This is a genomic window from Acetobacter papayae JCM 25143 (assembly GCF_000613285.1).
GTDB lineage: Bacteria > Pseudomonadota > Alphaproteobacteria > Acetobacterales > Acetobacteraceae > Acetobacter > Acetobacter papayae.
Genome location: NZ_BAIN01000003.1, coordinates 53218 through 67363, shown reverse-complemented (window position 1 = coordinate 67363; position 14146 = coordinate 53218). Strand labels below are relative to the sequence as shown.

Here is a 14146-nt window from a genome sequence, read left to right as displayed (position 1 = left end):
TTCATTCATATATAGGTTTATGCCCCAACAGATATAGACAAGCCGCCCCCCTGCCCGGCAGAAGGGGCGCACCATCACCTTTCAGAGGCAAACCACCATGTTTATGCCCAGCCGCCACCAGCTTCTTTTTGCCTCTGCAGCATTCAGCACTTTTTTTCTGACAACAGCAGTACAAGCCGCACCCTCCACACAGCAACCCGCTGTGAAAAATACTGCTGCCAACAAAACTGAAACAAAAATCCAGAACGCCCCGGCATCCTCCACTACCGCCCCCATTGCTGGCATTCTCGATGGCTCAAACGGCGAGACCATCAATGTCCATGGCCACCATGCGGCGGATGGCACGAGTGCCAAATACATGAACAAGATCGTCTATCTCGGCCCATTGGGTAACCGGGATACGCTGGATACGCCCTATTCTGTCATGGGGGTTCCGCATGATGTTGTGATCAACCAGCAGCTCCGTAACATCAATGACATGGCGCAGTATCTGCCATCAGTACAGCTTGAAATCCGAGGCGACCCCAACACAGCGCGCCCGCAGTCCCGCGGGTTTGAGGCTGACGTGGTCTCCAACTCCCGGCTGGACGGGCTGAATGTCGTATCCACCACCCCCTACCCGGCGGAATGGGTGGATAACCTTCAGGTTCTTAACGGGCTGGCGGGCTCCCTGTATGGCCCCCAGAACCCGGCTGGTGTATTTGAATACACGCTCAAACGCCCGACAGACCGCCGTACAGAGCGCCTTTCTGTTGGTGTGGATTCCATTGGCACCCCCACGGTCAACGGTGATATTTCTGGCCGTATCGGCAAAAATGGCTGGTTCGGCTACCGCCTGAACATGCTCCATGCCGATGGCACGGCCTATACGGAAGGCAGCTGGATCCGCCGTGAAATGGTGAGTGCGGATTTTGACATCCATCTGGACGATAAAACCGTTATCGAACTCGATGCCAGCCACTACACCTATGCCGCACGCGGTCTGGCTCCGGGCTTTGGTATTTCCAGCAATACCGCCGTTACCAACATACCCGAGGCCCCCGACCTAAGTAAGCCCTATCTGGGGCAGGACTGGAGCGGCTACAACATGGAAACCAATACATTCCTTGCCAAGATAAAGCATCAGATCAACAAGGACTGGAGCTTTACACTGGGTGGGCTGTATCAGGACGCCATCCGCCAGTCATTCTCTTCCACCAACACACTCATCAACAATGCCGGTGATTATACCCAGACAGTAACAGCAGCCGCCACTGCGGATGACTTCCGCACCGGCAGCAACATGGCGTATTTCAACGGTCGGGTTTACACCGGCCCCATCAAGCATGATCTGGTCATTGGCACCAACGGTTACATCATGGGCACCTACAACCCGACAACCGCAGGCACGACACAGAATACCATAACCAGCGCCGACCCCGCGAACATGTACAACCCCCGCAAGGTTGATGGCACGCAGCCCTATTACCATGGCCGCTGGCAGTCTGGCGTTGTGTCCAGCCAGTCCTTCATCGTGGGTGATACGATGACCTTCAACAAACACTGGGCCATTATGGGAACATTTGCGTGGAGCTGGATAGACCAGAAAAGCGCACGCAATTACAAAAGCGCTCTGACTGAGGTAAACCCGGCCCCTCCGGCGGCGGCTTTCAGCCCCACTGCCAGCCTGCTGTACAAGCCCACTGACAATCAGACCCTTTATTTTACCTATGCCCGCTCCGTACAGGCAGGCCCCGTGGCCAATGCTTCCAACACCAATGCCTATCAGGCACTCCCGGTAGCGCGGCCTGAAGAATATGAAGTCGGCTACAAACTCCGCTACGGGAAAATGCAGTTCAATGTTGCTGCTTTCCGCATGACATCACAATACGCCGGTAACTTCTGTTCGACAGGCACCACCTGCACAAAACAGACATATGGCTATATCGGAACCCAGCGCAATTACGGTGTAGAAGCACAGATTTCCGGCGAAGTGCTGCCGAACCTGTCCGTTCTGGCAGGCATGACCTGGCTGGACGCGGAACTGGTGGGAAGCCAGACAGCCCAATACAACAACAAGGAAATTGTTGGGGTAGCCCCAATACAGGCCAACCTGCTGCTGGACTATCGCCTACCGTCCTCTCTGGGGCCGCTTGCCTCTGGCTGGGCGTTCAATGCCAATGTTCATTATGTGGGTGACCGCGCCGCAAACCTGACCAATACCCTGCATGTCGGTTCCTACACCACGCTGGATCTAGCACGCGGTATGGCTTTCATGTTTACCGCTTTCCGTGGGTTGTCCGTTTCGGGGTGAGCAACGCCACAAACGAGCGCTACTGGGCTTCGGTCTATACGGGTTCACCGGGCGCCACCAGCAATGCGGCGGAAAGCCTCTATGCCGGTCTGCCCCGTGTCTACCACTTCACCTTTTCCGCAGAGTTCTAACCACCACGCCGGGGTGCCCCTGTGGGCGCACTCCGGCCCTGTGCTGTGGCCCAGAGCACATTGATCGTATACAGAGCAACGCACCGCAGTTCGTTCAGTCTGTAGACGCATTTTTTCCTGATACCTGTTTTTCGCCAAAACACCGGTTTGTATAAGGTTGCAGCCTTGACGCGGCCTGCGCCAGCGCTCAAGGAGAAAGCCACATCTGATAAAAGATACGGCACGCACCGATCAGGACAGACAGACATGGTGAGCAAGACAACCGGGCAGAATACCTCTGCGGCCCCGACACGGCGCAAGCGCCGCGCACCGGAAGAATCCATCGCCCTGCTGACGACGGAATCTCTCGACCTGTTCGCCCGAAACAATTATTCATCCGTTACGATCAAGGATATATCCCGCTCGACGGGCATCAATTCCGGGCTGATCTATTATTACTTCAACAATAAGTCCGACCTGTTCCTCAAAACCGTGGAAAAAGCCACACAGGAAGCGCTCAGGACTTTTGAAGAAGCCAGCCGGGACAACAAGACCCCGACCGATACCATTACAGGGTGGATACAGGTACACGCCACCCACTACATCATGCTGCAAAAGCTGGCCAAGGTCAGTCTGGACTACGCCACCACGCATGAGCGTGAAGACAGGCTGGACCAAGCCATACAGCGTTTTTATCAAAAAGAGTTCGAGATACTGGACAGCGCAATCGAAGCGGGTATGGAAAGCGGCGAATTCCGCCGCGTGGAAGCACGCCAGATTTCCATCTTCATTTCCACCTTTCTGGATGGCTGTCTTTTCCGTTCCTTCATGTTCCCTGATTTTGATTACAGACAGTCCATCGATGATCTGGTGGATATCATCCTCAGCCATCTCAAGGCCTGAGACCGCACACAGCCGGACAAAAGAAAACGGCGCGCACCACAAGGATGCGCGCCGCCTTTTGGGCGCTGACTGGCAGCGCCCGGCCTGAAAAACCGGCTTAGAACATCGAAGCGTAGCGCTCGATTTCCCACGGCGAAATGCTCAGGTGGTAGCTGTTCCACTCTTCGAGCTTGTAGCGCACGAATTCCGCCTTGAGGCTGGCACCCAGAACGCTTTCAACAAACGGGTCTTCCTCGAACGCGGCCACGGCTTCCTGCAGGGTCTGGGGCAGGAACTCGATCCCACGCTCGGCCCGTTCCTGTTCGGAAATTTCGTACAGGTTGTCTTCGTTGGGGGCACCGGGGTCGAGCTTTTCGCGAATACCTTCCAGACCCGCCGCCAGCACCAGAGCCGCTGCCAGATACGGGTTGACCGCACCATCGGCATTACGGGATTCGCAACGTCCGCCACCAGCCGGCACGCGCACCGAGTTGGTACGGTTGTTGGACCCATAAGAGTTGAACACCGGCGCCCATGAGAAGTAGCTCATGGCCCCACGACGAACCAGACGCTTGTAGCTGTTGACCGTAGGCGCAAAAGCCGCGCACAGCGCACGCCCATGCTTGAGAATACCACCGATGAAGTAATAGCCAAGCTGGGTCAGGCCGATACCGCGCGGATCTTCCTCCGGGCTGCACTGGAAGAGGTTCTGCCCGGTTTTGAGATCAGCCAGCGACATGTTGAAATGCGCGCCATTACCGGTTTTATCGGCAAAGGGCTTGGGCATCATGGTTGCGATCAGCCCTTCTTCCTTGGCGTAATGCTTGGCCATGAAGCGGAAGAAGGTCAGACGGTCGCAGGTGGTCAGGGCATCGGCATAGTTGAAGTCGAACTCGAACTGGCCGTTCGCATCTTCATGATCGAAGGAATACAGGTCCCAGCCCAGCGAATTAATGCAGGAGGCCACCTTGTCCAGCCAGCCGAAGCTGTTCACAAAACCCTGCACATCATAACAGGGTTTGACCAGGTTATCCGTCGGGTCAGACGGCACCAGAGAGCCATCGGCCTGCGGCTTGAGCAGGAAAACTTCGCATTCGATCCCGAGATTGAACTCAAAACCCATGCTGCGTGCGATTTCGATCTGGTTCTTCAGCGCCACACGGGTGCTCAGCGGGTAAGGCTGCCCCTTGAAGGACAGATCCGACGGAATCCAGGCCAGAGCGGTTCCCACGGCAACTGCACAATGTGGGAAAGATCGGGAATGGAAACCAGTTCATCTTCATTGGGCTTCTGGCCCAGACCATCGAGCGCGTAGCCGGTATAGCGTTCGGAGCCTGCCGCCATGTGCGCCAGATGATCCACCGGCACAACCTTGCCCTTCTGCACCCCGTGAATATCAACATATGCGCCGATGCAGTATTTGATGCCGCGTTCGGACATATCGGCCATCAGGCTTTTGATGTCCTGACCGCTGGAATCCACCATCCATTGCTTTGACACTGTCTTTTCTCCGTTGTTGTGCCGCTCTGCTGCTTTCTGCACGAACCGCCGTTTCTGTTTCCTGCATATCAATTAATTGAACGTTTAATCAATAAGAAACGACGATTCACACGCAGAATTTTTCAAGTCTTTGTTTTAAAACTGTTTTTTACCCTTTTACGGTGCCCGTTTCGCTCGATTCTCCTGCCAGCAGGCTGGTTACAGCACGGGCTAGCGGCACCGTGGCCTCATCAAACCGCCCCGGCGCACCCGCGCAATGCCCGTAACGGGTAACCAGAGGCCACACATCCGCCTGCGCGATCCACGCAGCCTCCATCCTCACCTCCGATTCAATGAAATAGGCATCATTAACCGAAGGCAAAAGCAGCACGCGGGCGGTGATATCAGCCAGATCCAGCACATCATCACCCGGCCCATGCCGGAAAGAGGAAGATTTCCATGTGCGCAGAACCGCCAGAAGATCAGCCGCATTCTGTTCCAGATGATCTTCCTCCCAATAGTTCAGAAAGCTCTCCAGCGTATGGTAACCCAGTTCCCGATAACCATGTGTGCGGAAAAAATCGGGGGAATACGCCCAGCCGCAATAACTGCGCGCAAATGCTTTCACGCTCGCCACAGGGGGGGCGGCAAACCCGCCTTTGGCATAGCCTGCATCCGCCGTCAGGATACTTTCCATACCTTCGAGAAAAACCTTGTTCTGTGGCCAGCAATTTGCCGTGGCACAGGTCGCCAGCACCCGACTAACCGCCTGCGGGTACATGGCCGCCCAGTAAAGGGCCTGCATGCCCCCCAAAGACCACCCGGCCACCAGAGGCAGGTTTTCTACCCCGAACTGCTCACGCAGCATCCGGCGCTGGCAACGCACGTTGTCGCGCATATCCACCAGCGGGAAAACACCCCCGCCATACGTGCTGGGCGATGTGGATTCGCCAGCACCCAGCAGGCCGGGCGTAATGACGCAGTAACGATCCGTGTCGAACACGTTGCCCGGCCCGATTAGCGGGGCATAAGACCCGGTACTGCCGCCATAATAAGCGGGCACCAGAATACAGTTATCCGCCCTGTCTGACAGGGTGCCCCACATCCGCCATGCCAGTCGCGTATCGTGCAGGGTCTGCCCGCTGGCAAGCCTGACATCGCCACAGGAAAAATATCCGCTTTGCATTCTTTCCCGTTCCCCCGGCTTTGTGTGCTGTATTGTCTGATTACGCCCGATATTCAGCTTCGTGGGGGGGAAAGGTCAATTATTAATTGTTTGATTAACGAATTTTCGTCACTCCCGAAACACAGGAAAAACCCATGGTCATCAGACCCCGCACACGACTGGCCACGCTGATGATCGCTGGCACCCTGCTCGGTGCCGGTGCGATTGCAGGCTGGAAGGTGATCGCCCGCCCCGAACAGGCCCGCCTGCCTCTGGCCAGCGGCTTTGGCCCCACTCCCACGCTCCCGTCCCCCAACCCCACGCTGGTTCCCACGATCAATGTCGCAACCCCCGTTGGCTGGGAAAAGGAGCAGACACCACACCCGGCCCGCGGGCTGGCGGTTCATGCCTTTGCAACCGGGCTGGATCACCCGCGCTGGCTTTATACCCTGCCGAATGGCGACATTCTGGTGGCTGAAACCAATTCGCCCGGCACGGATATCGATACGCTCAAAAACAAAGCGGCCCGTTTTGTCATGGGCTGGGCCGGAGCAGGAGAAAAAAGCCCCGACCGGATCGTTCTGCTACGGGACACGAATGGCGATGGCACCGCCGATACACGCACGGTGTTTCTTGACCATCTGCGCTCCCCTTTTGGCATGGCGCTGGTGGGGCAGACGCTCTATGTCGCCAATGCCGATTCCATCGTGGCGTTTCCCTACACGCCGGGCACACTCTTCGTGCATGACCCCGGCACCAAGGTGGCCGACCTGCCTGCAGGCTATAACCACCACTGGACCAAAAACCTGCTAGCCAGCCCGGATGGACGGTTTCTGTATGTTACGGTCGGCTCCAACAGCAATGTGGCCGAACACGGCATAGAGGCCGAAGAAGGCCGCGCCAGATCGCCCGGCTCGAACTGGCAACAGGTGCGCTAACCCCTTACGCCACAGGCCTGCGCAACCCCAACGGTCTGGGATGGGAACCCCAGACCGGCGCGCTCTGGGTTGCGGTGAACGAACGCGATGAAATCGGTAGTGACCTTGTGCCTGACTACATTACCTCCGTCAGGCCCGGTGCGTTCTATGGCTGGCCCTACAGCTATTACGGCCAGCATGTGGATACGCGCGTGCAACCGCAGCGGCCCGACCTCGTGGCCAGCGCCGTTGTGCCCGATTACGCGCTTGGGCCACATACGGCCTCACTCGGGCTGGCGTTTTCCGCCAATGCCATAGCCCTGCCCGAAACATGGCGGCATGGGGTTTTCATCTCCCAGCATGGCTCATGGAACCGTCGCCCAAAAAGCGGTTATCAGGTGATTTACATCCCCTTTGCCGACGGCCAGCCCATGGCCCCGCCAACAGAAGTGCTCGGGAATTTTCTCAGCCCTGACGACAGCCATGCACATGGCCGCCCCGTGGGCCTGACGGTTGATGGATTGGGTGCCCTGCTGGTGGCAGACGATGTGGGGGGCGTTGTATGGCAGGTCAAAGCAGCGCCCTGAGCCCCTGCCAAAACAAAAAGGGCGGGGTTTATAAAACCCCGCCCCAGACCTTATCCTGTAAGGAAAAGGCTTATTTGACCAGTGCGTGAATCAGAGCCGGGTCGATATAGGTGTCGATGTTCTGCGGGGTCTTGTAGACCTCGTATTTCACGTTGAAGTTGTCGGCATTCTGGGTCGAACCATAAATGGAAGCCAGCGTGTCGTTCCGTTCGTAAACCTTCACGTCGTCTTCGAGCGTCAGCAGATGCGTGCCCTTGAGCAGCTTCTTGTAGCTGGACGCTTCAAGCCCCACGCGGCGGGACATGATTTCCAGTGCTTCCGGCTGGGTCTTGGGGTCTTCAATAAACGCCACAACGCGCTTCCACACGCCTACGATCTTTTTCCAGTCATCCGGGTGGGCCTTGAGGCTTGCCGGGTCAACTGCCAGCACGTCGTAAATCAGGCCCGGTGCGTCATGAGAGGTATAGATCGGGCGTGAGCCCGGCACCTGCCGCAGCGCCTGCCCGGCACTGGGCTGCCACGCACCAATGGCCGACACATCGCCCGAAGCCAGAACCTGCGGGGTTTCGTTGGTCTTGGTATCAACCAGCGTGATGTCGGTTTCCTTCATCCCGGCGGTCTGCAGGGCGTTAAGCAGCAGCAGGTGGTCCACCAGACCGCGTTCAACGCCAACCTTCTTGCCCTTGAGGTCCTTTACGCTGGTCACACCCGGCGCACCGATAATCATGTCGTTACCGTTGGAATAATCATCCACCAGAACGATCACGCCCTTATGGCCACCGGAACCGGTTACCAGCACATCGCCATTGGTAGCGGTTACGGCATCGAGCTTGCCCGAGGCAAAGGCATCAAGCGAGGCAGAATAATCAAACCACTGGAAGGAAACATCCACGCCGGCTTCCTTGAACCAGCCCTTGTCCAGCGCAACCTGCCAGGCCACCCAGCCCGGCCAGTCGCTGTAACCAACCTGGAGCGGCGCGGCCTCGGCCTGTGCCAGACTGCCTGCCACGCCACCTACCGCGACAAGGCAGCAGGTCATGAGAAAGTTGCGAAACCTGGATCCCATGGTCTTGGTCTTCATCTGCATGACTCTCCTTCAATGTTATTCCGTAAAAGGAACAATATAGACAAACCATTCCCCCATACAGGCCGACAAACCTGCCGGGAAAAACCATCCTCCATGGCGGCCTGACGCCATCATGGAGCAATTCGCCCCAGCAGGGAAAGGGCCACCTATGCGCAGGTGGCTCCTTCCCCCGCCATGGGGTATTAGCTCGCTGGCCTTATCCGGCCTGCACGGTCTTCAGGTAGGCCTTCCACCCACCCAGTTCCGTAATATCCTGCCCCTTGCTGGCAAACGCCTCGGCACACAGGAAGCTATCCACTTCCTGCCCGTCTGCAAGGGTAATGCGCCCGATAGCCATTGGTTGCGGAACCGAGGCAACAAACCGCCCGAAGCCAGAAGCGGACAGTTCGTAAATTTCCACTTCCAGACCGGGGCCTTCAAAACCGGGCTGCCTGAACAGGCCCGGCTTGGGCGGTACGGAGGCAGGCAGGGCAAACAGCTTGTAATCCTGTGCGGTACGGGTTGTGCGCACCAGAACGGCGTTTTCCTGCTCAAGCTGATAGTGCAGCGGCAACCCCTTGAGATGCGCCCCCACAACAGCAAGGCGCAGCGTGCCTTCCGCCGCAGGGCGGGGAGCCTCATCACCTGCACCAATGGCTACACGCGCCAACCCTGCCCCGGTCTGGCTGGCGGCATGGAAACGCCCGGCCAGCAGGCCCAGATCATGATCGGCAAAAGCGGGTGCCACAAAGGTTACACCAAAGGGCAGACCGTCATCGCGGAAAGCCGCTGGCACCGCACAGGCGGACATATCCAGCAGATTGACGAAATTGGTATACACCCCGTGCAGGCTGTTGGCCGCTACCGGCTGTGCCGCCACTTCCTCACGGCTGACAATCCTTGGCATGGTGGGCAGCAGCATGACATCGAACTGCTGCCACATATCGGCTGCTACCTGCTGCAATTCATGCTGGCGGTAAGCCGCGCGGAACACATCCGCACCACTATAACGTCTGGCAGAGCCGATAATACCCGCAACGGTCGGGTCCATGGCCGCCTCATGCGCGGTAAAGAAAGGCTCTATCGCCGCCAGACGCTCTACCACAAACGCCCCGCCGTAAAGCAGTTCCGCTGTTTCGCGCAGGGGGGTGTAATCCAGTTCTACTGCGGTGCCGCCAAGGGCCTCGCACCGGCTGATCGCCTGCTCGTACAGGGCAGCGTTCTGGGCATCACCATCAAAAAAGCGGTCTTTTTCTGCCAGCACACCAAAGCGGAAGGTCTGCTGTGGCAGGGCATGGTGCGCCATCGGGCGTGAATAGGGTGCCGCGCCATCCCACGCGGCGGCCTGCGCCTCCACCTTCAGGGCATCAGCAACGCTGGTTGCGAAAATGGACACACAATCCAGCGACAGGCAGGCAGGGACCACGCCAGTCGAGCTTAGCGCGCCGCGTGTGGGTTTGAGCCCGACAATATTATTAATAGCCGCAGGCACCCGGCCAGAACCCGCCGTATCTGTCCCCAGCGAGAACGAAACCAGACCCGCTGCCACAGCAACACCCGAACCGGAGCTGGAACCACCGGAGACGTACCGGTCATCAAACACGCAATGCGGCTGGCCGTAAGGTGAGCGCGTGCCCACCAGCCCGGTGGCGAACTGATCAAGATTGGTCTTGCCAATCATGATAGCGCCCGCGGCTTCCAGCCGGGCCACAACCTCGGCACTGGCCTGCGGCTCATAGGCAAAATCGGGACAGGCCGCCGTAGTGGGGTAGCCTGCAACGTCGATATTGTCCTTGACCGCAAAGGGAATACCATAAAGCGGCAGGCTGTCTACCGGCTGGGTTTCAAGAAACGCCGCACGGGCGAGAAGCTTTTCGCGCCCCGCACGGGTGATCCACACTGCGGGGTCCTTGAGGGCATAGGCGTCAACCCGCTCCAGCACCTCTGTTACCAGCGCGGTCGGACGCAGCGCACCAGAGCGGTACGCGGCAAGGATTTCATCAATCTGTAGCATGGCTGGCAAAGTCATGATGCCCTCTCCTGATTCCCTGTCCACCATGCGCGACAGCAGGTCGCGCCATGGGTTTGTGCTAGTTTTCTGTGCGGATCACCATAACGCGCTCACCACCGCGCACCTCGCGCCCCTTGCGGCACAGGATTTCCACCACCTCACCCGCGACGGGCGAAACCACCTTCATTTCCGTCTTCATGGATTCGATAATGACCACCGCATCTCCCACGGCTACGCGATCACCCACGGCCACGGGAATCTGCCACACGCTGCCCGGCACCGGGCTATCCACAGCGGCATGGCCTTCGGGCAGGGCACTTTCTTCCGCCTGAGGGGTGGTGACTTCCTCTTCAAACGTATCCAGCCCCTTGGTAATCCAGTCCTGCCGCTCCACTTCATACGCCGCCTGCTGGCGATCCTTGGCGATACGGATTTCCTCTTCATGCTCGCTCAGGAACGCACGATATGCCTTCAGGCTGAACGTCGTTTCCTCGATCTGCACGGGAAAACGCCCATGCGGGAAGGCGGCGCGTGCTTCCATCAACTCATCATGCGAGACAGGGTAGAAGCGGATCTGGTCAAAGAAGCGCAGTAGCCATGGGCGACCGGGCGCAAACGCATCCGTGCTACGCCATGTGTTCCACACCTGAATGGTACGGCCAAAGAGCTGGTACCCGCCCGGCCCTTCCATGCCGTAAATGCACATATAGCTGCCGCCAATGCCCACCACGTTATCGGGTGTCCATGTACGCGCCGGGTTGTATTTGGTGGTGACCAGACGGTGCCGGGGGTCAACCGGTGTCGCCACCGGCGCGCCCAAATAAACATCGCCCAGCCCCATAACCAGATAGGAGGCGTTGAAGATAATGTCCTTCACATCCTCAATCGAGGAAAGCCCGTTGATCCGGCGAATGAACTCGATGTTTGACGGGCACCATGGCGCATTGGGCCGCACCAGTTCCTGATAACGCTGCATGGCCAGACGCGCCTGCTCGTCATCCCACGACAGCGGCAGGGTTACGATACGGCTGGGCACCTCGATATCATCATCATTCTCGGGCAGTGCCTGCTCAATTTCATGCAGGAGCGTCATCAGCTCCGGCAGGGGCAGTACGTCGGGGTTGTAATGCACCTGAAGAGAGCGGATGCCCGGTGTCAGGTCTACAATACCCTGCACGTTTTTCGCCCGCAGAGCCTCAAGCATAAGCTGCACACGCAGGCGCAGGGGAATATCGAGCACCGGCTCGCCAAATTCCAGCAGCAGATACTGCTCACCCGCCCGACGATACACGACCGGCACCGTCCCTTCCGAACGATGCAGCACGGGGTTATCCCCCTCCACCGGCGCGGAAAGGAACGGCAGAGACAGCGCAGGCGGCATCACCCTGCGAAAGCGCACCTTGTCGCCGGGGTGAAGCTGGCCGAGCTTCCACAACTCATCGCGTACCACCACGGCAGGGCAGACAAACCCACCAAGGCTCGGTCCGTCAGGCCCCAGCAGAATGGGCATGTCGCCGGTAAAATCGATAGCCCCGATAGCATAGGCATTATCGTGAATATTGGACGGATGCAGCCCGGCTTCGCCCCCATCGGTTCGCGCCCAGCGCGGCTTGGGGCCGATCAGGCGCACCCCTGTGCGCGCACTGTTGAAATGCACCTCGTAAGTGCTGGAAAACAGGTCGGCAATATCGTCAGGCTGGAAAAACTCAGGTGCGCCATGGGGGCCGTACAGCACCCCAATTTCCCACTCGCTGGTCAGCACCGGGCGTTCGCCTTCAGGCACCGTTTCACCCTCGGGCTGCGCGGTGCTGGCATGGAAACGCAGCACATCGCCCGTACGTAGCTGCCCCGTGGCATGTCCACCGAACTGCCCCAGCATGAAGGTGGAGCTGGAACCCAGATACTGCGGTGCATCCAGCCCGCCAGCAACCGCCAGATAGGTTCTGTGCCCAGCCCCTTTGATCTGCCCCAGAGCCAGCACCTGCCCGGCTTTTACAGTCACCGGCAGCCAGTACGGCACCACCTCGCCATCCAGTGTGGCGGGCATGAGCGCGCCTGTCAGCGCGATGGTAACGGGAGCATTGAAGCGCAGCACCGGCCCGGAAACTGTCAGTTCCAGAGCAGGCGCACCCTGCGCGTTCCCGACAATCCGGTTTGCCAGACGGAAGTTACGGTCATCCATCGGCCCGTTAGGTGGCACGCCTACATCCCAGTAACCAACGCGACCGGGCCAGTCCTGCACGGTGGATTGCAGGCCCGGAGCCAGCACTTCCATAGTGTTGGGCATATAGGAGAAAACGTTGAGGAAACCTGTCGTCACGGCCCCTGCGATCACCTGCGGGTGCGCCGTAATGGCGCGCAGGTAATCAAGATTGCTTTCCAGCCCGTCCAGCCGGGTCGCGCACAGGGCGTTATGCAGGTTACGCAGCGCCTCCGCCCGATCGGCCCCGGTTGCAATCACCTTGGCCAGCATGGGGTCATAATGCGGGGTAATTTCCGTGCCGGTTTCAACCCAGCCATCCACCGCACGCCAGCGGGGAAGGAAACCTGTGTCAGCCGCCCGGTAGAAGGACGGAAGTTTTCAGCCGGATTTTCGGCGTAAATACGCGCTTCTACCGCAGCACCAACCGGCACCAGACTATCCTGCTCAGGCAGGGTAAAGGACCCATCCGCCTGACGGATCATCCACTCCACCAGATCGACCCCGAAGGTTTCTTCGGTCACACAGTGTTCCACCTGCAGGCGGGTGTTGACCTCAAGGAAGTAGAAGCGGCCACTCTGGGTATCGTAAATGAATTCGACCGTTCCGGCTGATTCATACTGCACCGCGCCACACAGCGCCTTGGCCGCGCGCCGCAGGGCCTGCCGCGTAGCTTCATCCAGACCGGGGCCGGGAGTTTCCTCGATCACCTTCTGGTTGCGCCGCTGCAAGGAGCAGTCACGTTCACCCAGTGTCAGAATACCGCCGCGGCCATCGCCAAAAATCTGCACTTCGATATGCCGTGCGCTGGCAATGAATTTTTCCAAAAAGACGCGGGCATCGCCAAAGTTGTTGCCACCCAGACGCGACACGGCCTCAAAGCAGGTGCGCAGGGCCGCCTCGTCCTGACAGACCTGCATGCCGATACCGCCACCGCCCGCAGTGCTTTTGAGCATGACCGGATAACCGATCTGCTCAGCCTCACGCGCCGCATCATCCGCCGTGGACAAAATATCCGTACCCGGCAGCAACGGCACCCCATTTTCCTGCGCCAGAGCACGCGCCGTATGTTTGAGACCAAACGCGCGCATATGCTCGGGCCGCGGGCCAATGAAGCGGATTCCCTCTGCCGCCAGACGCTCGGCAAACTCCGCGCGTTCGCTCAGAAAACCATAGCCAGGATGCACGGCCTGCGCGCCGGTATCGCGGCAGGCCTGCAAAATGGCATCCATGTTCAGATAGCTCTGTGCAACCGCTGCAGGCCCGATCAGCACGGCTTCATCTGCCTCAAGAACGGGTGGCGCGAAGCGATCCGCTTCGGAGCAGACAGCAACCGAGCCGATTTCCATCCGGCGCAGGGTGCGGCCGATACGCCGGACGGTTTCACCACGGTTCGCAATCAGAACTTTCGAGAACATGTCAGGTCTTTCCAACAA

Annotated in this window: 6 protein-coding genes and 3 pseudogenes; 3 read left to right on the top strand and 6 right to left on the bottom strand. The window is 58.7% G+C overall.

Translation table 11 applies throughout. The features are described from left to right. Positions 1–103 precede the first annotated feature (103 nt). Together JCM25143_RS15895 and JCM25143_RS01670 are read left to right on the top strand one after the other, a co-directional pair. Positions 104–2424, top strand: a pseudogene (locus tag JCM25143_RS15895) (TonB-dependent siderophore receptor). A gap of 246 nt (positions 2425–2670) precedes the next feature. Further along, positions 2671–3306 (top strand): TetR/AcrR family transcriptional regulator, encoded by a 636-nt coding sequence (locus JCM25143_RS01670; protein ID WP_025859805.1) that lies wholly within the window; start codon positions 2671–2673, stop codon positions 3304–3306. 97 nt (positions 3307–3403) lie between these two features. On the opposite strand, the gene glnT is transcribed toward JCM25143_RS01670, so the two are convergent. The 3 genes from glnT to JCM25143_RS01660 all read right to left on the bottom strand — a co-directional run bounded on the left by glnT (position 3404) and on the right by JCM25143_RS01660 (position 5950). Beyond that, the gene (gene glnT / locus JCM25143_RS15890) at positions 3404–4516 is read right to left on the bottom strand and encodes a type III glutamate--ammonia ligase (RefSeq protein ID WP_199897790.1); all 1113 of its coding nucleotides are present in this window, start codon (positions 4514–4516) and stop codon (positions 3404–3406) included. Next, complete coding sequence (locus JCM25143_RS22565; RefSeq protein ID WP_199897789.1) at positions 4453–4785, bottom strand: hypothetical protein; 333 nt, start codon at positions 4783–4785, stop codon at positions 4453–4455. Before JCM25143_RS22565 ends, glnT begins: the two co-directional genes overlap by 64 nt. 148 nt (positions 4786–4933) lie before the next feature. Further along, a complete protein-coding gene (locus JCM25143_RS01660) occupies positions 4934–5950 on the bottom strand; it encodes an alpha/beta fold hydrolase (RefSeq protein WP_025859804.1) in 1017 nt (338 codons plus the stop codon). Between the two features lie 170 nt (positions 5951–6120). Between JCM25143_RS01660 and JCM25143_RS15885 the strand changes: the two are divergent. Beyond that, positions 6121–7433: pseudogene (locus tag JCM25143_RS15885) on the top strand (PQQ-dependent sugar dehydrogenase). A gap of 70 nt (positions 7434–7503) precedes the next feature. Here the strand turns inward: JCM25143_RS15885 and JCM25143_RS01650 are convergent. From JCM25143_RS01650 to uca, 3 genes and pseudogenes are all read right to left on the bottom strand, one after another. Further along, on the bottom strand, positions 7504–8472 hold the full coding sequence (locus JCM25143_RS01650; protein WP_035370325.1) for an ABC transporter substrate-binding protein: 969 nt from the start codon (positions 8470–8472) through the stop codon (positions 7504–7506). A 244-nt stretch (positions 8473–8716) separates the two neighbouring features. Continuing rightward, complete coding sequence (gene atzF / locus JCM25143_RS01645) at positions 8717–10528, bottom strand: allophanate hydrolase (protein ID WP_025859802.1); 1812 nt, start codon at positions 10526–10528, stop codon at positions 8717–8719. A gap of 61 nt (positions 10529–10589) precedes the next feature. Then, positions 10590–14128: pseudogene (uca, locus tag JCM25143_RS15880) on the bottom strand (urea carboxylase). Positions 14129–14146: the final 18 nt, after the last annotated feature.